A 21,047-nucleotide genomic window follows, 5' to 3' on the forward strand; every position below is an offset into this window, starting at 1 on the left:
ACGTTATTCCTGAAAAAGCCTGACTCCCTTCTCCCGCAGCATGAATTCCTTAACTCTTGCCCGACGATAGTTTGGGCAGGCTCATGGCGTATGCCCGGATCAGGACCGGACGACCAGACTTGACGTGAAAAGCACATAGACCCGGAATTCAGGGGGGCCCCTTGCGAGCGCCAACGTCGACAACCGAAGACCCTGCAAAACCCAAAGGCCGCATCAACGCTGCCCCGCTTCATTCGGGCCAGGTCCGCCGCCTTCTCATTCTTTGCGTCGTGCTCTCCCTGACAGGGATCACCGCCCTTCTCCTCTGGTCTTCCTACACCCTCAACGTGACCCGGCGCGCGGACGAGCGCCGGATGATCGAACAGGCGGTTACCGGTCTCCAGTCCCGCATAGAGAAGACGGCACGCGCCTTCGTCTACTGGCCCGAAACCGGCCGGCGTCTGCAGGACCATGATCGGGACTGGCTTCAGGATCAGCTCGCCAGCCAGCTTGCCTCCAGCTACTTCATCGACCTGACAGGTCTCGGCGAGGAAGGGGAACACGGCGACACGCTCTGGCTCGTCGACCCCGCCGGCGCAATCCGCGAAAGCCTGATGGGCAAGGAGCTCTTTGCCACCCTGAGGAAAACCCTGCCACCGACCCGGCAGCTCATGTCAGGGCTCCACAACAGCGTGATCGAGCTCGAGGGTCGCATCTATTTCCTCTCGTCCGCCCTGTTCCAGCCTACCGCGAGCAACGATGAGGAAGAGCGCCCCGCAATGCTGCTCGTGTTCGGCCGGGAACTGACGCCCCAGGTCCTGGCCGAGATCGGCAGCACCACGACCCTGAGCGGGCTGACGCTCCACCCACCGAGCTTTCCCGGGCTGGAGGCCGCCACCACAGATGGCTATGCCCACTCCCTTCGCGATGCCTCCGGCATGCTGATCGGGCACCTGATCTGGACGCCGCAATATCCCGGAGAAATCCTGTTGCGGCAGGCGCTGCTGCCCGCCTCCATCGTCTGTATCATGCTGATCGGCATGTGCGCCGTCGCGCTTCGCCTCACCCGGTCCAATGCCGTGCGGCTGCGCGAACAGGAAAGCCGGGCCACCTGGCTTGCCCATCACGACAGCCTGACCAAGCTCCCCAACCGCGAGAACCTGCTCAAGGCGATGGGCTCGCCCAACGTGCTGGCCGAATGCGCCGCCGGACATGCGGCCATGATGCTGATCGACATCACCGGCCTGCGGGACATCAACAATGCGGTCGGACAGATCGGCGGCAACCATCTCATCCGCATGGTCGCCGAGCGCCTCACCCGTGCCCTTCCGCCTTCCGCCTTCCTGGCCCGCACCGGCGGTGACGAATTCGACGTGCTGCTGATCTCGCCCAATCCGGAAGAGGAAATCCGGGCCTGCGCGGAAGTGATCTACGAAGCCTTTGCCACCGACTACACCCTGTGCGGACAGGATTTCCAGGTGCGCGCCTCTGTCGGCTACGCCAGTTCCCAGCGCGACTTCTGCTCGATCGCCGAGCTCAAGCGCCGGTGCGATCTGGCGGTGCTGGAGGCCAAGCGCACCCGCTCGGGCGTGCCCCTGCGCTACACTCCCGATCTCGACAGCGTGCTCAACAATCACCGGGATCTGGAGGTTCGCCTGCGTCAGGCCATCGCCGACCGGCAGATCAACGTGGTCTATCAACCCATCATCTGCGCTCGCACCCGCAGCCTGCGCCGGGTGGAGGCGCTGTCACGCTGGACCCCGTCGGAGGCAGAAGGCCCCATCAGCCCGGAGGTCTTCATCTCTGTCGCGGAACAGGCAGGCCTCATCATTGCCCTCGGCCAGTCCATTCTGGAGAAGATCTGCAGGGACATGCAGATCTGGCCCGCTCTAAAGGTCAGCATCAATGCCTCGCCCAAGGAGCTGGCGGACCCGCGCTATGTGGCCCGGCTGATCCGCACCTGCCGCGACCATCACATCGCCCCCTCGCGCATCGCCATCGAGCTGACCGAAGGGGTTCTCGTGACGCAGCCCGAGGTCAGCCGCATGCGCCTGAACGCCCTGCGTGCGGCCGGCTTCGAGGTCTTCCTCGATGACTTCGGCGACGGCTTCTCCTCCATCGGCTATCTCCGCCGCCTGCCCTTCGACACCCTGAAGATCGACCGCAGCTTCACACGAGACCTGACGACAAGCGACGAGGCCCGCCAGCTGATCGTCGCCATTACCGCCATTGCCCGTGCCCTGCACATGAAGGTGGTGGCCGAAGGGGTGGAAACCGAGGAACAGGCCAACCTGCTCTTCATGGCCGACATCGACCACCTTCAGGGTTATCTCTTCGGCGCGCCCATGTGCTTCGCCGATCTGATCAACCGCTTCGGCGAGCAGCAGGAGGCATTCCGTCCCTTGCGCGCCTGACGGCGTCCTCTTCCTGCCGCACCGTCCCCGCCGGTCTCGGCTAGGTGGCGTCCATGCGATGCAACCAGCTTGCCGGTGAGCCGTTGTTCTGCCACACACATTCCGCTACCGGAACGCAGCGCAAGCACTCCCGGTCCTTGCCGCTCCGATGCCCAAGACAGAGCCTCACCACGCCCCATGATCCGGATTGCCTCCTACAACATCCAGAAATCCATCGGGGTCGACGGGCGCCGACAGCCGGAGCGCACCCTCAAGGTGCTCGGCGAGCTGGGATGCGACATCATCGCGCTGCAGGAGGCCGACCGCCGCTTCGGAGCCCGTCACTCCACCCTGCTGCCAGAACGCCTCGCCGAGGCCTGCGGCTTTCACCCGGTTCCCCTCGCTCGCCACGATGGCGGTCTGGGCTGGCATGGCAACGCCATTCTGGTGCGCGATGGGATCTGCGTGCGCAGCCATTCCTGCATCGACCTGCCCCAGCTGGAGCCCCGCGGCGCCGTCATGGCCGATCTGGAGATTGATGGCCGCCGCCTGCGTGTCGCCGCCACCCACCTGAGCCTTGTCGGTCACTTCCGCCAGCGGCAGATCGAACGGCTGATGCAGATCCTGCATCCGGACGAGGGATCGCCCCCGACTGTGCTCGTCGGCGATCTGAACGAATGGCGCGAGGAAGGACGGCCCCTGCGCGCCGTCAGCGCCCACTACACGATCACGAACCCGGGCAAGAGCTTTCCGTCTCCCTTCCCCGTCGCCAGCCTCGACCGCATCATGACCAGCGCCGATCTGCCGGTGCTGCGGTCCGGCGTCCACCGTTCAGCGACCGCCCGCATCGCCTCCGACCACTTGCCCGTCTGGGCGGATCTCGACCTCCCGGCCTGATCGCTTTCTCTCGGCGTGACACCGGATGCCGCCACCCGGTCTTCGGCCGGGATTGCCCTCCCTTGCCTCGCCTGAAGCTGCGGTCTTGGCATCCCGGACGAGGCAACCACGCCTGCCATCGAGATGGATCTTGAACGGTGGAGCAAGGGTGACGTGAGGGAATTGCCCCTATCGAAATTACGCGATTTCGGATATTCTGCGGGCAAAGAAGAGAAGATCAGGGAGAAAAACAGAATTATGCAGGATTTTGCACAAAGCTTCCTGCTGGCGGGCGGGCTCATTCTCGAAGCCGACCCCGCCCTTGTCGAAATCGTCCTGCTGTCCCTGCAGGTCACCCTGAGCGCGCTGCTCGCCTCCGCCCTGATCGGCCTGCCGCTGGGTGCGCTGCTGGCCGTCACCCGTTTCCCCGGCCGCCGTGCCCTCGTCGTCCTCACCAACGCGCTCATGGGCCTTCCGCCGGTCGTCGTCGGCCTGCTGGTCTACATGATGCTGTCCAATGCAGGGCCGCTAGGTGTACTGCGCCTGCTCTACACCCCGACGGCCATGGTCATCGCCCAGACCATTCTCATCACGCCGATCCTGATCGCGCTGACCCGCCAGGTGATCAACGATCTGGACCAGGAATATGCGGAGACCTTTCGCTCTCTGGGGGTCCCCGCGCCCACCGCCATCGCAGCACTCCTGTGGGATGGACGCTTCTCTCTCGTGACGGTGCTGCTCGCCGGGTTCGGGCGTGCGGTCGCCGAGGTCGGCGCGGTGATGATCGTCGGCGGCAACATCAACCACGTGACCCGGGTCATGACCACGGCCATCGCGCTTGAGACGTCGCGGGGCGATCTCGCCCTCGCGCTGGCACTCGGGCTGATCCTCCTGACCCTGGCGCTGGCGGTCAACGCCCTGACGTCCCTGATCAACGCACCGGCAAGGATGAGCGGGAATGTCCGACGTGCTTGAGACCCCGGCCTCCGTCACGGCCCGCAGCCTGCGCCGCTCGGGTCGTTCGCCCATGCCCCTGCGCGTGGAGGGGCTTACCCTCACGCTGGAGGGCACGCTGGTGCTCAACGACATCGACCTGGCGCTTGCCGATGACGGGGTCACGGCGATCCTTGGGCCCAATGGCGCGGGCAAGTCCCTGCTTCTGCGCTGCCTTCATGGTCTGGTCACGCCGACCCGGGGGACGATCCTCTGGCATCACGAAGGCCGCGACCACGCGCCGGATCTCGCCATCCGCAAGGCCCAGGCCCTGGTGGCGCAAAAGCCGGTGCTGCTGCGCCGCTCCGTTCTCGCCAATCTGAAATTCGTCGCCGGACTGCGCCGCCCGCGCCCCTCCACCGACGACCTCATGCAGGCGCTTCGCGAGGTCCGCCTCGAGCATCTGGCTCGCCAGAACGCCCGCACCCTGTCCGGGGGCGAACAGCAGCGCCTCGCGCTCGCGCGCGCCCTGCTGCATGACCCGCGCGTCCTGCTCCTTGACGAACCCTCCGCCAATCTGGACCCGGCCTCGACCCTGCTGATCGAGACCGCGATCCGGGCAGCGCGCGCCGCAGGCACCAAGGTGCTGCTGATCACCCACGACATGGCCCAGGCCCGCCGTCTCGCCGACGACGTGGTCTTCCTGCACAAGGGCCGGATTGTCGAGCACACGAGCGCCGCTGCCTTCTTCGACCGCCCGTCGAGCGCCGAGGCAGAGGCCTACGTGAAGGGAGACATCCTTCTCTGAGGTCCCCCGGGCGTGACGCCGCCTGGGTCCCACCCGCTTGCCGGTTCCCTTCGGGCCGGAAGACCATCACAAGACGCATTTGAGGGAGAAACATCCAGATGCACCAGTTCAACCGTCTCTTCGCCCGCACGATCCTCGGGGCGGGCCTCGCGCTTGCGACCCTCGTCGCCCCGATCGCATCCGCACAGGCCGCCGACCAGTTCATCGTCGTCCAGTCCACCACCTCCACCCAGAACTCCGGCCTTCTCGACGTGATCCTGCCGGAGTTCACCAAGAAGTCCGGCATCGAGGTGCGCGTCGTGGCCGTGGGCACCGGTCAGGCCATCAAGAACGCCGCCAATGGCGATGGTGACGTGCTCCTCGTCCATGCCAAGCCTGCGGAAGAAAAGTTCGTCGCCGATGGTGAAGGCGTGAAGCGCTTCGACGTGATGTACAACGACTTCGTCGTCGTCGGACCGGCCAGCGATCCCGCGGGCATCAAGGGCATGACCGACGCCAAGGCAGCGCTTGCCAAGATCGCCGAAGCCGGTTCCCCCTTCGCTTCGCGCGGCGACGACAGCGGCACCCACAAGAAGGAACAGGCACTCTGGAAGCTGGCCGGCGTGGACGTGAAGGCCGCCAAGGACTGGTACCGCGAGACCGGCTCCGGCATGGGCGCCACCCTGAACGTGGCCGCCGGCATGGACGCCTATACGCTCACCGACCGTGCCACCTGGCTCGCCTTCCAGAACCGTGGGTCCCTGGAAATCGTCACCCAGGGCGACGATATCCTGTTCAACCAGTATGGCGTCATTCTGGTCAATCCGGCCAAGCACCCGAACGTCAAGGCCGAAGCCGGCCAGGCCTTCATCGACTGGCTGATCGGCGCCGAAGGCCAGTCGGCCATCGCAGCCTACAAGATCAACGGCGAACAGCTGTTCTTCCCGAATGCGACCGCCACCAACTGAGTTTGGCCACGCCGATAAACTTCATTTGCTAAATGAAAAAAGCGCCGCAGGATCCTGCGGCGCTTTTGTTTTCTTCAGTTTAGTGTCCGATCCTGACCGGTCTTCACCCCATCAACGGCACGAGCAGCAGGTAGAGACCCGCCGACAGCAGCGCAGACGCCGGAACGGTGATCACCCAGGCCGCCACGATTGTGGAGAAATGGGCGCGGCGCACCAGCTTGCGGCGGAACATCTCTTCCCTGTTGCGCTGGGGACGGGTCGGCTTGGGACCCCGGCCATTCTTGGCCATCACGTAATTGAACCGGCGCAGCGAATTTGCGGTGTACCATTCGCGGAAGAAGCCCACGCCAAAGACCGCACCCACCGCAATGTGGGTGGAGGACACCGGCAGCCCCAGCGCGGAGGCGACGATCACGGTCAGCGCGGCAGACAGCGCCACGCAGAAGGCACGCATCGGGTTCAGCTTGGTGATCTGCTGGCCGACCATGTTGATCAGCTTCGGACCGAAGAGCAGCAGACCGAAGGAAATGCCGAAGGCTCCGACCGCCATGACCCAGAGCGGGATTTCCACCTTGCTGGCCACATCGCCGAACCCGGCCGTGTGCACGATGGCCGCCAGCGGCCCCACCGCGTTGGCCACATCATTGGCGCCATGGGCGAAGGACAGCAGCGCGGCCGAGACGACCAGCGGAACCTTGAAGAGCTTGCGCAGGGACTGGTTCTTGTTTTCCAGACCGCGCGACTGGCGCGCCACATAGGGCCGGGTGATCAGCAGGCTGGCGATGGCCGACCCGAGGCCGATCAGCAGCGCCATCGGCATGTCGATCTCGACGAGCTTCTTCACGCCCTTCAGCGCCAGATAGGTGGCAAAGGCCCCGGTCATCACGGCGATGAACACCGGCACCCAGCGCCGGGCTGCGGCGATCTTGTCGTCCCGGTAGACCACCAGAACCTTGATCAGATAGAGGAAGAAGGCCGCGATCACCCCGCCCATCAGCGGCGAGATCACCCAGCTGGCCGCAATCTGCCCCATGGTGCCCCAGCTCACCGCCGCAAAGCCTGCGGCAGCGATCCCGGCCCCCATGACACCGCCGACGATGGCGTGGGTGGTGGAAACCGGCGCCCCGATCCAGGTCGCCAGGTTGATCCAGAGCGCGGAGGAAATCAGGGCGGCCATCATGGCAGCCATGAAGACCGCCGGATTGGCGACCGCCGCCGGATCGATGATGCCCTTTGAAATCGTGCCGACCACATCGCCCCCGGCCAGCAGAGCGCCGGCGCTTTCGGCCACGGCGGCAATCAGCAGGGCCGTCAGCATGCTCATGGCGCGCGAGCCCACGGCGGGCCCGACGTTGTTGGCCACGTCATTGGCGCCGATGTTCAGCGCCATGTAGGCTCCGATCACCGCCGCGACGGCGACAATATAGGTGCCGGGAGAGTCGAAGAAGAAGAGCGTCGCCACCAGCCCGCAGACAAGAACGAAGAGCAGGCCGATGCCCGGCGCGACCAGACGCTTGCCCAGACTGCCCGTGGCTTCTCCCATGTAGGAGAGCTTGTCCAGATCCTTGTCGAGGGTCGGTTTATGGTACTGATTCATGCCATTCCACTCTGCTCGCGGGTGACGGTGTCACGAAACTGTCATATGCTGCGCCCCCGCATGACAGGAGATGAGCGGAATTTCAATTGTGAGACTTACGAGCAACGGCCTTTTTGGCGCATTTCCTCTAGAAACTGCCGGAGAATGGGCCGCGCGCCCTCTTCGTCGGTCAGCGCGATGGCCTCGTCCACGCTGAGCCAGCGCAGCTGCCGCTCGCCCGCTTCCGGGAACGTCTCGGCCTGGCCCTTGGCCTCCACCAGATAGACGAGCACATCCGTGTCCACCTTCAGCCCGCCGCCAACCCCCTTGTGCGAGGCAAACTGGGCATATGGCTCCTTGCGCGGAGCCTCGCCGATCACACCGGCTTCCTCGAAGGCCTCGATCACCGCCGTGCGGTGACCCTTCTTCTTCATCATGGGCCACCCCTTGGGCAGGATCCAGCGGCCACTGTCCCGCGTGGTGACCAGCAACACCTCGAGACGGCGGTTGGTCACCCGATAGCACAGCGCGGCAATCTGCAGCCGGTCCGGCACGGTGAAGAGGTTCTTGAACACCCGTTTCAGCTTTGAAGCCTTTCGCTCGCCGCGCTGCTTCCTGAGCCGGCTTATTGATTCTTCGTCAAATAGTCCGCGACAGAGCGAAAGGGTGCAACAGCTGGATGACATTCGCGCGACATCGCGCTGACGAGAGGCGCAAGACCCTGCGTCAGCCGCCGGTCAAAACGGCGTCATTACATCGTCCAGCTGCGCAAGTTGCCCTCTCAGGCCTCGCGCACCCGCACGTGACCGGCCTTCCAGGACCCTGGCCAGACCTCTGCGGCCCCCGACCGCAGCCGTCGGATCGCGGTGACCGGAACCCGGGCATGGAGCACCGGATCATCGCCGGCGCGCCCGTCGAAAACCTGGGTCTTGGCGCCGACGCCGGTGAAGCCGAGCGGCTCCTCGCAGGGCACGAAGAGCGCGGCGCCCGAAACATTGGTCTCCATCTGGGTGGTGCCCTCGGACCGGCCGATGGTGCCGCAGACGGCGACTGCACACATGAGTTCCACCGCCCGCGCCTTGGCACAGTCGAACACCCGGTGATAGCCCGACAGTTTCTCGGTCATGGAGGGGACCAGAAGCAGCTCGATCTTCTCTTCCGCCAGAAGCACGGAGAGCGCCGGCATTTCCACGTCCAGACAGATCAGCATGGCGGTTCGCACGCCCTGCCAGTCGAAGATGACGACCTCACCGCCGGGAACCAGCGTCCAGCTTTCCGGATCCTGCTCGCCCGGCGTCAGGCTCAGCTTGTCGTGGCGGATCTCGCGCCCGTCATGGGCATAGAAGACGGCCGTGTTGGTATAGCCGCCCTCGCATGCGACCGGCATGGAGCCGAGAAGCAGCGAGATCCCGAGCTTTTGCGGAAGAGGAGCCAGCAGCGCCCGCACATCCTCGCCCACGGCCGCGAGGAAGGTCATCTCCTCGGTCGGGGCCAGACCCTCCGGCTTGAAGGCAAGACAGGCCTCGATGGCATATTCGGGAAGGACGAGAAGCTCGGCCCCCTCTTCCTTCACCTGACGCAGACGCGCCTCCACATGAGCGGCGAAATCGGCGGCGGACCGGGGCGCGAACCCCAGGTTCATCGCCCAAAGGGCAATCGGCACATCAGTCATCTGGCAGGTATCCCGGGCATGAAGATCGGTTGTGGCGGGGTCACGTCAGACGCGAGTCTGCGGACGATGGCTCACACTAGCCCGGTTCGGCGGCCACTAAAAAGCCTCGGGCCCGAAAATGTCGGACCCTGAGACAGCCAGGCGCAAAAAGTCAGGTGAATGGCTTCAGCAGCGATCAGAACTGGGACGGCGCGCCGCGCGAAAACCAGACGATCAGCAGCGAGACAAGGGCTGCGGTGAGAACCAGCGGCGCACGCAGGAAGAAGGGGCTCTTGAGGCTGGAGAGTTTCGGCGTCTCACGCACCTGGCGCAGACCGGCAAGTGCCAGATCGGTGCGTCTGTCGAGTTCCGCAAACAATGTTTCCAGCTCGTTCTGAGCAGCCATGCCAGATCCCCCATCAGGCGATTCCTTCGCCTGACAAGACCCTAGGCCGCGAGCCTTTCCATATGGTTAATGCAAGTTAAAGAGCGCCTCTCCGGCTCAGACCCGCACCTTCTGCGGGTCCGCCACGTCCAGAATGCGCAACTGTGCCTTAGGGACACCCTGCCAGGTGTCGATGGACAGGGTTCCGGCCACATGCAGCGCCCCGCCCCGGTTGTGGAGCAGCATCTTTCCGTGGGGCTTGTCTTCTGCCTTGAAGCAGATCGCCTTGAGGCTGGCCCCGTCCCCGGCGGCCAGGGTCACGCGTACGTGACCATTGCCGACCACATCGGCGAATTTCACCCGGTGGGCGGGGAACACGAAGACCGGCTCCGCATGGCCTGCCCCATAGGGCCCGGCCTTCTCAAGAAGCTGCAGGAACTCGACACTCGCCCCCGTGGCGGTCAGCGCCCCGTCGATCTTCAGCTCCCGCTTTGCCGAAGCCGCCTCGACCTCCGCGCTCAGGATCTCGGCAAAGAAGGCGGCAAGGTCGCCGAGCCGGGAGCGCTCCACCGTCAGGCCGGCCGCCATGGCATGTCCGCCGCCCTTGACGAGCAGCTTGAGGTCCACCGCCTTGCGCACGGCCCGACCCAGATCCACCCCCTGGATGGATCGGCCGGAGCCTGTGCCCCTGCCCTCGCTGTCGAAGGCAATGGCAAAGGACGGACGCCGATGCGCCTCCTTCAGCCGCGAGGCCAGCAGGCCGACGATCCCCGGATGCCACTCCTCCGACCCGGTCAGCAGCACCGCCGGATCCTCGTTGGCCAGGGCGACGACCGCCTGCGCCTCGGCCTGTTCCAGCATCAGGGCTTCCATCGCCTGGCGTTCCTGATTGAGCTGGTTCAGCCGCTCGGCAATGGCGCGGGCTTCGTCCGCCGCACCGCAGGTGAGCAGCCGCGCGCCCAGGGCCGCATCGCCGATGCGTCCGCCTGCGTTGATCCGCGGTCCGAGCAGGAAGCCCAGATGATAGGGCGCGGGAGGTCCGTTGACGCGCGCCACATCGGCCAGAGCCGAGAGCCCCGCATTGCCGCGCCGGGCCATCACGTCGAGGCCGCGCATGACATAGGCCCGGTTGAGACCCTGCAGCGGCACCACATCGCACACGGTGCCGAGCGCCACGAGATCCAGCAATTGCATGAGATCGGGCTGACGACCGCCCGGGAAGGCGCCCCGGCGGCGAAGCTCCCGGTTGAGCCCGACAAGAAACAGGAAGGTGACGCCGACCGCCGCCAGATGCCCCTGCCCCGACAAGTCATCCTGCCGGTTCGGGTTGACGAGGGCGGCCACCGAGGGCAGCTCCTCGCCCACCTGGTGATGGTCGATCACCACCACGTCGAGGCCGAGGCGCCGGGCGCTCTCGAAGGCCTCGAAGGAGGTGCTGCCACAGTCCACAGTCACCAGCAGCCGGGCGCCGCTCTGGTGCAGCGCCTCGATGGCGGGACCGTTCGGCCCGTAACCTTCGATGATGCGGTCGGGAATGTGGATCACCGGATCGAGCCCGACCCAGCGCAGATAGCTTGCCAGAACCGCAGAGGACGTGGCCCCGTCCACGTCATAGTCGCCGAAGATCGCGATCCGCGTGCCCGCCTGTACCGCATCCGCGACACGCGCCACTGCCGCATCCATCCCCACCAGGGTGGAGGGATCGGGCATCAGGGTCTTGAGGGAGGGATTGAGGAAATCCTGGGCCGCCGGGGCCGCAACGCCGCGCGCCGCCATCACCCGGGCGAGCACGTCCGGCAGGCCCTCGCGCTGGGAAATCGTCGCGGCAGTCAGGGCCTGGGCATCGTTCAGCCGCTCGCGCCAGGCATTGTCATTGGCCGAGCGCGCGACCCCGAGGACGAGGCGTCCCGTCGATCCGTCTGGGCTGGAACTCATCATGGCTGCGGCCTTCCCTGCCCGCTGATCATGCGCTCTGTCTGCGGCTCGGACACGTCCCGGGATCCGGTGCCCCGTCTGTCGCTCGGACCGTCCGGCCGGCTTTCAAAAAAAGCGGGACCGCCGCCCCTTGCGGCGCGGCGGTCCACTTGTCATGCCCCAAGGCTCAGTCCAGGTGGAACTTGTCCAGCTGGGTGTGCTTGGCCTTGATGTAGCGCACCGTGCCCGTGGAGGAGCGCATCACCAGCGTGTGGGTGGTGATGTCGTTGCGGCCGAACTTGACGCCCTGCAGCAGGTTGCCGTCGGTCACGCCGGTGGCGGCGAACAGAACGTCCGGGCCTGCCATCTCTTCCAGGGTGTACTTCTTCTTGATGTCGTCGATGCCCATGCGATGGGCCCGCTCCACCTGCTCTTCGCGGGTGATCACCAGACGGGTCTGCATCTGGCCGCCGATGCAGCGCAGGGCCGCAGCCGCCAGAACGCCTTCCGGAGCCCCGCCGATGCCGGCGTAGAGATCGATGCCGGTCTCTTCCCAGTCGGTGGTGTGGATCACGCCGGCCACATCGCCGTCGCCGATCAGACGGATCGCCGCACCGGTGGCGCGGATGTCCTCGATCAGACGGGCATGGCGCGGACGGTCGAGCACGCAGGCGGTGATCTCGTGGATCTTCACGCCCTTTTCGCGGGCAACCGCTGCCAGGTTCTCGGCAATCGGCGCATCCAGATCGATCAGGCCGGCCGGATAGCCCGGGCCGATGGCGATCTTGTCCATGTAGCTGTCAGGCGCGTTGAGCAGGTCGCCTTCCGGCGCCATGGCAATCACCGCCAGGGAGTTCGGCAGGTTCTTGGCGCAGATGGTGGTGCCTTCCAGCGGATCGAGAGCGATGTCGACCTTCGGACCGACCTTGGTGCCGACTTTCTCGCCGATGTAGAGCATCGGTGCTTCGTCGCGTTCGCCTTCGCCGATCACCACGGTGCCGTCGATCGGCAGCCGGTTCAGTTCCCGGCGCATGGCGTCCACGGCGGCCTGGTCGGCGGCCATTTCGTCGCCATGACCGCGAAGACGGGCAGCGGAAACGGCCGCCCGCTCGGCCACACGCGCCAGCTCCAGTGTCAGAATACGATCCAGAACGCTGGATCCGGACGTTTCCTTCTTCGCCATCAAACTCTCCACTCTCATTCGGCCGGGCCGCCTCCCGCGTCACCCGGCCAAGGGATCAATTCAGTTTTTCAATTCGGATCATCTGCGGAACGCCCGAGATCACGCCGCTTGCGGCAATCTCGTCCAGCGCCTCGCGCACGGCGACTTCCGTCGTCTCGTGGGTGATCAGGATCACAGACTGCAGGTCGGTGGCCGCCACCTTCGCGCGGGCGCGCTGGACGATCGACTGCAGGGAAATGGCCTTGTTGCCCATCGCCTTGGCGATCTCAGCAAAGGCGCCCGGCCGGTCATGAACCGAGAAGCGGATGTAATAGCCGCCCTCGTGCCGGCGCATCTGCGCCCGGGTGTAATCCGCCAGCTCGTCGGCCGGCATGCCGAGCACGTTGGTGCGGCAGCCGCGGGCAAGATCCGCAATGTCGCTGACCACGGAGGACGCGGTCGCATCGCCGCCCGCCCCCGGGCCGACCAGCACCAGGCTGCCGACGAAATCCCCGTCCACGGCCACCGCATTCAGCACGCCGTCCACCTGGGCGATGGCGGAATGCTTGGGCACCATAGTCGGATGCACGCGCTGCTCGATGCCGGTGTCGGTCCGCTGGGCAACGCCCAGCAGCTTGATCCGGTAGCCGAGTTCGTCGGCTGCCTGGATGTCTGCGGTGGTGATCGAGGTGATGCCTTCCAGATAGACATCATCGGCGGAGATCTTGGTGCCAAAGGCGAGGCTCGTCAGGATGGCGAGCTTGTGCGCCGTGTCGTTGCCCTCGATGTCGAAGCTCGGATCGGCCTCCGCATAGCCCAGACGCTGGGCATCGGCGAGGCAGTCCTCGAAGGAAATGCCGTCCCGTTCCATCCGGGTGAGGATGTAGTTGCAGGTGCCGTTCATGATCCCATAGATGCGGTTCACCGCATTGCCCGACAGGCTTTCGCGCAGGGTCTTGACGATCGGGATGCCGCCGGCCACCGCCGCCTCGTAGTTGAGGCTCACCCGGTTCAGCTCGGCCAGCGCCGCCAGCTCGACGCCATGCTTGGCCAGCAGCGCCTTGTTGGCGGTGACCACATGCTTGCCGGCGCTGAGCGCTGCCCGCACGCTGTCTTCTGCCGGGCCGCTGTCGCCACCGATCAGCTCCACGAAGACGTCGATCTCGTCCGAATTGGCGAGCGCCACCGGGTCAGTGAACCAGGTCAGGCCGCTGACATCCACACCCCGGTCCCGGTTCGGGTCGCGCGCGCTGACGGCGACGACTTTCGCCGCACGCCCGTTCTTGCGCGCAAGCGCATCCCCATGCTGGCTCAGGAGCCGGATCACGGACGCACCCACGGTGCCAAGTCCAGCGACCCCAAGTCTCAAAGCATTTGCCATGTAAATCTTATTCCGGTTGATCTTCGTGAATTAGCGAGACGCCTCGATCGGCACCACGTTGTGCAATGTTTCGTCTGCGGTTTCAAGGAAACGGCGCACGTTGCGCGCGGCCTGGCGCAGGCGCTGTTCGTTCTCCACCAGACCGATGCGGACGTAGTCGTCGCCGTATTCGCCGAAGCCGATGCCCGGAGCCACGGCCACCTCGGCCTTCTCCAGCAGCAGCTTGGAGAACTCCAGGCTGCCGAGCGCCTTGAACTTCTCCGGGATCGGCGCCCAGACGAACATGCTCGCCTCCGGCGCCGGAATGGCCCATCCGGCGCGCGCGAAGGCATCGATCACCACGTCGCGGCGCTTCTTGTAGATGGCGCGGGTTTCCGCCACGCAGGCGTCCGAGCCGTTGAGAGCAGCGGTTGCCGCCACCTGGATCGGCGTGAAGGCACCGTAGTCCAGATAGGACTTCACCCGGGTGAGCGCGGCAATCAGCCGCTCGTTGCCCACGGCAAAGCCCATGCGCCAGCCAGGCATGGAGAAGGTCTTGGACAGGGAGGTGAACTCCGCCGTCACCTCGATCGCGCCTGGAACCTGCAGCACGGAGGGCGGCGGCGTGTCGCCGAAATAGATCTCCGAATAGGCCAGATCCGACAGGATGAAGATGTCATGCTTGCGGGCAAAGGCCACCACGTCCTTGTAGAACTCCAGGTCGGCGCAATAGGCCGTCGGGTTCGCCGGATAGCACAGGATGATGGCAAGCGGCTTCGGCACCGAGTGGATGACGGCACGTTCCAGCGCGTGGAAGAACTCCGGCCCCGGCTCGGCCGGGATGGAACGGATGGCCGCACCGGCCATCAGGAAGCCGAAGGTGTGGATCGGATAGCTCGGGTTCGGGCTCAGCACCACGTCGCCTGGTGCGGTGATCGCCTGGGCCATGTTGGCGAAGCCTTCCTTGGACCCCAGCGTGGCAACCACCTGGGTTTCCGGGTTCAGCTTCACGCCGAAGCGGCGCTCATAGTAATTCGCCTGGGCCTTGCGTAACCCATGAATGCCCTTGGAGGCGGAATAGCGATGAGAGCGCGGGTCCTGAACCACTTCCGTCAGCTTGTCGACAATGTGCTTCGGGGTCGGCAGGTCCGGGTTGCCCATGCCGAGATCAATGATGTCCGCGCCCGCCGCTCGCGCCTTGGCCTTGAGCCGGTTGACCTGTTCGAAGACATAAGGCGGCAGCCGCCGTGTCTTATGAAACTCTTCCATGGCGCGGATCCTTCGCGTTTTCGATCCCGTTGAACACTTGTCCCGGAAGCCAGCTCCCTCAAGGGGAGGCTTGCGGATGCCGCCTTTTAGCAGCAGGTCACCTTACCCGCACCAATCATCACGTGTTTGGACAGGTATTTTTCGCACTAGCGGCCGGTGGAACCGCTTGCCTCGATGGAGGCCAGGGCCGCCGCCCGCTCCGAGGCCGCGAGCGCCCGCATCTGGGCCGCCGTCGCGGTGGTTGCCGCAGGCTTCTGGGCGGTCTGGGCAAGCCCAAGCGCCTTGAGATAGGCAATCGTCGCCTCGAAGCTGGCCCCTTCCGAAAGGGTCACTGGCGCAGCCGCCCCGGAGGTCGACGCGGTGCCGGCCGCTGCCGGATCGGTTCCTCCGGCCCCGATGCCCCCGTCAACCGACTTGAGCAAGGCCACGCCCGGATCCGTCACCCCGCCGGCCGGCTCCGCCAGCGCCAGCGGCACTCCATCCGTCGCGCCCGCAACCGGTGTCGCGACGGTGGCCGCAGGAGGCTGCGCCGTCACCACCTCGAAGACGGTGGCGTCCGGCCCGAGCGCGCAGGCGCCAAGCGGCAGAAGGAGGAGGCTGAGACCCAGATGGAGACTGGGCAGGGACAGACGAGGCAAGTGTATGACTTCCGATTTTGCCAATGGCGCATAGCCGCACTTTACTGAGAAGACCAGCCCCAGAAAAGCCGTTCTGGTTCGCTCCCGACTATTTAATCGGTTGAGACCGGAAACTCTCCACCAGACGGACGGCAGAGGGAAAATCTGCCCGCGCGGCTGCGGCGATTTTTCGTCGGATTTGACGGGGGTCAAGGCAGAAAAACGCATTTGCGCATTGCCTTTTTCCGACAACCTGAGTGACACTTGCCCAAGAGCTGCCGCCGCAGGGCGCGCATCCGGTGCCTGCCGGAAAGACGTTTGGAGGAAAGCGCCTGACCATGGCTGACGAACGCCCGAAGCAGTTGATCAAATACATCGTCGACAATCCGGAAGCCTTTGCGCAGAACCTGGCAAAGGCCCTCGAAAACGCAGGCAAGGCACTGGCCGCCTATATCGCTCCGCGCGAGAATGGCGAGATCCGCAAGGGTGGCGGCACCGAGGAACTGACCTCCGTCATCCGCACCCTCGCCCAGATCGGCGACTACTGGACTTCCGACCCGCAGCGCGCGGTGGAGGCTCAGAACCGGCTGTGGACCGGCTATGCGGAGCTGTGGAACTCGTCCCTGAAGCGGATGATCGGCGAGGACACCGCGCCCGCCATCAGCCCCTCGCCCAAGGACAAGCGCTTCAAGGACCCGGACTGGAACGAGAACCAGTATTTTGACTTCCTCAAGCAGCTCTACCTGATCACCTCGTCCTGGGCGCAGGACATGGTGCGCGAGGCGGAGGGCATCGACGATCACACCCGCCACAAGGCGGAATTCTACATGGAGCAGATCACCAACGCGATCTCGCCCTCCAACTTCCTCTTCACCAATCCGGAGCTGCTGCGCCTCACCGTGGAATCGAACGGGGAGAACCTGGTGAAGGGCATGCAGCATCTGGCCGAGGACATCGCCGCCGGCCATGGCGAGCTGAAGATCCGCCAGACCGACACGAGCAAGTTCGCCCTCGGCGTGAACATGGCCATGACGCCGGGCAAGGTGATCGCCCAGAACGACGTGTGCCAGGTCATCCAGTATGACCCGACCACGCCCGACGTGCTGAAGCGGCCGCTGATGATCGTGCCGCCCTGGATCAACAAGTTCTACATTCTGGATCTCAACCCGGAAAAGTCCTTCATCAAGTGGGCGGTCGACCAGGGCCACACGGTCTTCGTCATCTCCTGGGTCAATCCGGGGCCACAGCAGGCGGGCAAGAGCTTCGAGCACTACATGAAGGAGGGCATCCTCGAGACCCTCGACGTGATCAAGAAGGCCACCCGCCAGTCAGAGGTGAATGCCATCGGCTATTGCGTCGGCGGCACCCTGTTGGCGGTGACGCTTGCCTACATGGCGGCGAAGAAGGACACCCGCATCGCCACCGCCACCTTCTTCACCACCCAGGTGGACTTCACCTTCGCCGGCGACCTCAAGGTCTTCGTCGATGAGGAACAGCTGGCCATCCTCGAAAAGCAGATGACCGAGACCGGCTATCTGGAGGGCTCGCGCATGGCGCAGGCCTTCAACATGCTGCGTTCCAACGATCTGATCTGGCCCTATGTGGTCAACAACTACCTGAAGGGCACCGATCCCTTCCCCTTCGACCTGCTCTACTGGAACGCGGACAGCACCCGCATGCCCGCCGCCAACCACGCCTTCTACCTGCGCAACTGCTATCTGGAGAACAACCTGTCGCGTGGCGAGATGGTGATCGACGGCGAGCGGCTGGATCTGGAGGACGTGACCATCCCGATCTACAATCTGGCGACCCGCGAGGATCACATCGCCCCGGCCCAGTCCGTCTTCCTCGGCTCCACATGCTTCGGCGGACCGGTGGAATACGTGCTGTCCGGATCGGGCCACATTGCCGGCGTGGTCAACCCGCCCGCCAAGGGCAAGTACCAGTACTGGACCGGCCGCGCGCCGAAGGGCACCTTCGAAAACTGGCTGCACAAGACCGAGGAGCACCCCGGCTCCTGGTGGCCCCACTGGGATGCCTGGATCCGCAAGCAGGACGACACCATGGCCAAGGCCCGCAAGCCCGGCGCCAACCGCATGAAGATCATCGAGGATGCGCCGGGTTCCTATGTGAAGGCCAAGGCCTGATCGGGCAGAGTGAAGACATGCCCCGCGCACAGGCGCGAGACGGCGGCCTGGGGTCTTGACCGGCCCCACGACCGGTCGCGGGTCCGAGGAAGTACGGAGACGGCAATTAACCTCCCCTTTCCGCAACTGTGCCCTATAATGACTGACGCAAGTGTTCTTCGTGAGGTGACATGCAGCCCGCGCCGAAAATTCCGCGCCCCCGGACCATGCCGGCCCCCATGCCGGCAGGGACCATCCGCGCGCTCGGCATGGACAGCGCCGCCTGGCACCGTCACGCCTCGCCCTGGAGCGTCTACACCCGCATGGCCACCCTGCCCTTCCTGGCAGCGGCCATCTGGAGCCACAGCCTGCTTGGCCCCTGGGCGGCCCTCGGCCTGACCCTGCTGGTGGTGATCTGGCTGCGGGTCAATCCGCGCCTCTTCCCGGCTCCGAAGAACACGGAGAACTGGGCCTCCAAAGCCACCTTCGGCGAGCGCATCTGGCTGAACCGCCGTCAGGTGCCCATCCCCCGCGACGTGGATCAGGCCGCCCTCTTGCTCTCCGCCGTCACCGCCATCGGCTTCATCGCCACCCTGGTCGGCGCCCTGCGCAACGACTGGATGGTTCTGCTGCCCGGTCTGGCCGTCACCTACGCGGGCAAGCTCGTCCTGCTGAACCGGCTGGTCCAGCTCTACGAGCGGATGCGCAATGCCCATCCCCTCTACCGCTTCTGGTCCATCGCACCGCAGAACGACAACGATCGCCAGCCAACTCCCCCTGTCAACTGATCGGCAGCGCCGCATGGGGTGCCCCCTCATTCCGAGGGCGCATGGTCCGCGATGAAGCGGGCCAGATGCCCGATGATCTCCGGCGGCACCGGGCGGTGCGGATCGGTGTATGTGGCAAGATTGTCTTGCCGCTCCGTCGAGGTCACCGCTTTCAACACATGAGTGACGCCCGCCAGCAGATGCAGCTCCGCATCAGGCCGCGCCCGCGCCAGTCGCCGCGCATCCTCCACCTGCACCTGAAGATCCTGTTCGCCCTGCAGAATCAGAAGGGGAAGCGACGTGGCGCCGAGCATCTTCGCCGGATCATGGGCAAGAAGATCAATGAGATAGCCCTGCAGGCGCGGAGCGAACAAGGACGCAAGCTCCGGGGGCAGCTCGTTCTCCGGCACCGGCTCGCCCCGTTCCAACTGCGCGATCACCCGTTCGGCCTCTGCAAGCAAGGGCGCCGAGGCGGGGTTTTGCGCAAGCTGCTCGCGTAGCAGCACACCGAGCGGACGCCCGGGAGCGGCGACCAGCAGCAGGCCGCAGACCGCCCCGCGCAAGTCCGCGCGGGCGACCGCCTTCAGGGCCACCAGCCCGCCTTCCGAATGCCCCAAAAGCCAGATGCACGCGAGGCCGGTCCGCCCCCGCATGACAGAAACCCAGGCCGCCACATCCTGCCCATAGGCGTCAAGCGTCACGTCGTTCGGATCGGCGGTGGCCGCAGCACTTTCGAACAGGCCGCGCTTGTCCACCCGCAGGCTGCTGATGCCCTCTTGCGCGAGACCCTCGGCAAGAAGCCTGTAGGTGTTCGGTCCCAGTCCCTTCGAAAACAGCCCGTCCCGGTCGATAGGTCCGGATCCCGGCAGGATCAGCACTCCGGCCGAGTGGCCCGGAGCGCTCAGTAAGGTGCCGGCGAGAGGCCCCGTCGGACCGGGCGCCCGGACCTCCTCAGCCCGCACCGCCGTCTCGCTTGAGACAAGAAGCCCGGCCAAGACCACGAGCGCGTAAAGCGGCCTTTGCAGGATACGGAAACGCTGGAGAGATCGAAACATGAGGGCACACTCCGTTTCCCGGCCGCTGGACGGCCGGTGCGAAAAGTCTCCCTCGCGATGGTGGATCATTCTAGCGTCGTCAGTTCGGGCCAGGCAATGCCCGACACCTTGCCCGGCGCGTCACATGACGCGTCACATCGCGCCGGAAGAGGACCGGGAGAGCAAGGTGAAGCCCTTCCGGTCCAATCCGTTAGTCGGCCTGCGATCAGTCTTCGCCTTGCCCGGCGAGCCGACGCTCGGCCAGAAGACCGAAGTAGTGCTGGGCAATCGTCGCCCCGGCAATGGAAGTGATGTCCGCATGGTCATAGGCCGGGGACACTTCCACCACGTCGCCGCCGACGAAGTCGATATCCCCCAGACGGCGCAGGATCATCAGCGCCTCGCGCGACGACAGGCCACCGGCCACCGGCGTGCCCGTGCCCGGGGCGAAGGCGGGATCCAGACAGTCGATATCGAAGGTCATGTAGGCCTTGGAATCGCCCACCCGGTCCTTGATCAGCTCGACAACCCCGTTGACGCCCAGCTGCTCGACCTCTTCCCCATAAAGGATCTCGAGGCCGCAGGTTTCCGGCGCATGGGTGCGGATGCCGATCTGGATGGACTTCTCCGGATCGATCAGCCCCTCGCGCACGGCACGCCCGGTGAAGGTGCCATGGTCGATCCGGTCGCCCTGATCGTCCCAAGTGTCCTGATGGGCATCGAACTGCACCAGGGCCAGCGGCCCGTGCCTGGCCACATGGGCCTTGAGCAGCGGATAGGTGACGAAGTGATCGCCGCCGATGGAGAAGAGATGGACGCCCTGGTCGAGGATTTCCCGCGCCTGACGTTCGATATGGCCCGGAATATCGGCGTTCTTGCCATAGTCGAAGGAGCAGTCGCCGTAATCCACGACGGACAGCACCTTGAACGGGTCCGCCTGGAACGGATACTGCGGATCGCCATCGAAGATGGCCGAGGCCCGGCGCACCCCTTGCGGACCGAAGCGCGCGCCCGGCCGGTTGGAGACGGAGGCGTCAAAGGGAATGCCCCACACCGCCGCATCCACGCCGGTCAGATCGCGGCTGTAGCGTCGTCGCATGAAGGAGAGAACCCCGCCATAGGTGGGCTCATGAGCCCCGCCGAGAATGGAGGAGCCGAACACCGCATTGTCGGTGGGCCGGGGGTTCTTGCTGTCGGACATGGATCGCCTTTCGAAACGGGTTCAACCGGCACCAGCCCTAGCGAAACCC

At 65.3% G+C, this 21,047-nt stretch carries 18 protein-coding genes; 7 read left to right on the plus strand and 11 right to left on the minus strand.

Features of this window, described 5'->3' with window-relative positions; translation table 11 throughout:
- Positions 1 to 269: 269 nt before the first annotated feature.
- The 5 genes from FR728_RS08220 to FR728_RS08240 all read left to right on the plus strand — a co-directional run bounded on the left by FR728_RS08220 (position 270) and on the right by FR728_RS08240 (position 5,936).
- On the plus strand, positions 270 to 2,393 hold the full coding sequence (locus FR728_RS08220) for a putative bifunctional diguanylate cyclase/phosphodiesterase (protein WP_149892062.1): 2,124 nt from the start codon (positions 270 to 272) through the stop codon (positions 2,391 to 2,393).
- Between the two features lie 177 nt (positions 2,394 to 2,570).
- On the plus strand, positions 2,571 to 3,269 hold the full coding sequence (locus FR728_RS08225) for an endonuclease/exonuclease/phosphatase family protein (protein WP_149892063.1): 699 nt from the start codon (positions 2,571 to 2,573) through the stop codon (positions 3,267 to 3,269).
- Between the two features lie 237 nt (positions 3,270 to 3,506).
- Complete coding sequence (locus FR728_RS08230) at positions 3,507 to 4,223, plus strand: ABC transporter permease (protein WP_149892064.1); 717 nt, start codon at positions 3,507 to 3,509, stop codon at positions 4,221 to 4,223.
- Positions 4,207 to 4,989 (plus strand): ABC transporter ATP-binding protein, encoded by a 783-nt coding sequence (locus FR728_RS08235; RefSeq protein WP_149892065.1) that lies wholly within the window; start codon positions 4,207 to 4,209, stop codon positions 4,987 to 4,989. Before FR728_RS08230 ends, FR728_RS08235 begins: the two co-directional genes overlap by 17 nt.
- Before the next feature lie 98 nt (positions 4,990 to 5,087).
- Positions 5,088 to 5,936, plus strand: a complete 849-nt coding sequence (locus tag FR728_RS08240; protein WP_149892066.1) for an ABC transporter substrate-binding protein — start codon at positions 5,088 to 5,090, stop codon at positions 5,934 to 5,936.
- A 103-nt stretch (positions 5,937 to 6,039) separates the two neighbouring features.
- On the opposite strand, the gene FR728_RS08245 is transcribed toward FR728_RS08240, so the two are convergent.
- From FR728_RS08245 to FR728_RS08285, 9 genes are all read right to left on the minus strand, one after another.
- Positions 6,040 to 7,533, minus strand: coding sequence for an inorganic phosphate transporter (locus FR728_RS08245; protein ID WP_149892067.1), 1,494 nt, complete (start codon positions 7,531 to 7,533; stop codon positions 6,040 to 6,042).
- A 95-nt stretch (positions 7,534 to 7,628) separates the two neighbouring features.
- Entirely contained in the window at positions 7,629 to 8,087 is a 459-nt protein-coding gene (locus FR728_RS08250) for an NUDIX hydrolase (protein ID WP_208998694.1), read from the minus strand.
- Positions 8,088 to 8,293: 206 nt separating this feature from the next.
- Positions 8,294 to 9,184, minus strand: coding sequence for a nitrilase-related carbon-nitrogen hydrolase (locus tag FR728_RS08255; protein ID WP_149892069.1), 891 nt, complete (start codon positions 9,182 to 9,184; stop codon positions 8,294 to 8,296).
- Between the two features lie 175 nt (positions 9,185 to 9,359).
- Positions 9,360 to 9,569, minus strand: coding sequence for a hypothetical protein (locus tag FR728_RS08260; protein WP_149892070.1), 210 nt, complete (start codon positions 9,567 to 9,569; stop codon positions 9,360 to 9,362).
- 96 nt (positions 9,570 to 9,665) lie between these two features.
- Positions 9,666 to 11,486, minus strand: coding sequence for a single-stranded-DNA-specific exonuclease RecJ (gene recJ, locus FR728_RS08265; RefSeq protein WP_244304436.1), 1,821 nt, complete (start codon positions 11,484 to 11,486; stop codon positions 9,666 to 9,668).
- 163 nt (positions 11,487 to 11,649) lie between these two features.
- Positions 11,650 to 12,645, minus strand: coding sequence for a class II fructose-bisphosphatase (gene glpX / locus FR728_RS08270; protein ID WP_149892071.1), 996 nt, complete (start codon positions 12,643 to 12,645; stop codon positions 11,650 to 11,652).
- Between the two features lie 55 nt (positions 12,646 to 12,700).
- Entirely contained in the window at positions 12,701 to 14,005 is a 1,305-nt protein-coding gene (locus FR728_RS08275) for a homoserine dehydrogenase (protein ID WP_149892072.1), read from the minus strand.
- Positions 14,006 to 14,035: 30 nt separating this feature from the next.
- Entirely contained in the window at positions 14,036 to 15,253 is a 1,218-nt protein-coding gene (locus tag FR728_RS08280) for an LL-diaminopimelate aminotransferase (protein ID WP_149892073.1), read from the minus strand.
- A gap of 146 nt (positions 15,254 to 15,399) precedes the next feature.
- Entirely contained in the window at positions 15,400 to 15,891 is a 492-nt protein-coding gene (locus FR728_RS08285; RefSeq protein WP_149892074.1) for a hypothetical protein, read from the minus strand.
- Between the two features lie 317 nt (positions 15,892 to 16,208).
- Between FR728_RS08285 and FR728_RS08290 the strand changes: the two genes are divergently transcribed.
- Together FR728_RS08290 and FR728_RS08295 are read left to right on the plus strand one after the other, a co-directional pair.
- Positions 16,209 to 18,017: a PHA/PHB synthase family protein gene (locus FR728_RS08290; protein WP_149892075.1), complete on the plus strand. Its 1,809-nt coding sequence runs from the start codon at positions 16,209 to 16,211 to the stop codon at positions 18,015 to 18,017.
- A gap of 218 nt (positions 18,018 to 18,235) precedes the next feature.
- Positions 18,236 to 18,784 (plus strand): DUF6653 family protein, encoded by a 549-nt coding sequence (locus FR728_RS08295; protein ID WP_149892076.1) that lies wholly within the window; start codon positions 18,236 to 18,238, stop codon positions 18,782 to 18,784.
- 26 nt (positions 18,785 to 18,810) lie between these two features.
- Here the strand turns inward: FR728_RS08295 and FR728_RS08300 are convergent, their stop codons facing one another.
- A complete protein-coding gene (locus FR728_RS08300; protein WP_149892077.1) occupies positions 18,811 to 19,818 on the minus strand; it encodes an alpha/beta hydrolase in 1,008 nt (335 codons plus the stop codon).
- Positions 19,819 to 20,023: 205 nt separating this feature from the next.
- Positions 20,024 to 20,998, minus strand: coding sequence for an agmatinase (gene speB, locus FR728_RS08305; protein ID WP_149892078.1), 975 nt, complete (start codon positions 20,996 to 20,998; stop codon positions 20,024 to 20,026).
- Between the last annotated feature and the right edge of the window lie 49 nt (positions 20,999 to 21,047).

It is taken from the genome of Roseibium aestuarii (assembly GCF_008477545.1).
Taxonomy (GTDB): domain Bacteria; phylum Pseudomonadota; class Alphaproteobacteria; order Rhizobiales; family Stappiaceae; genus Roseibium; species Roseibium aestuarii.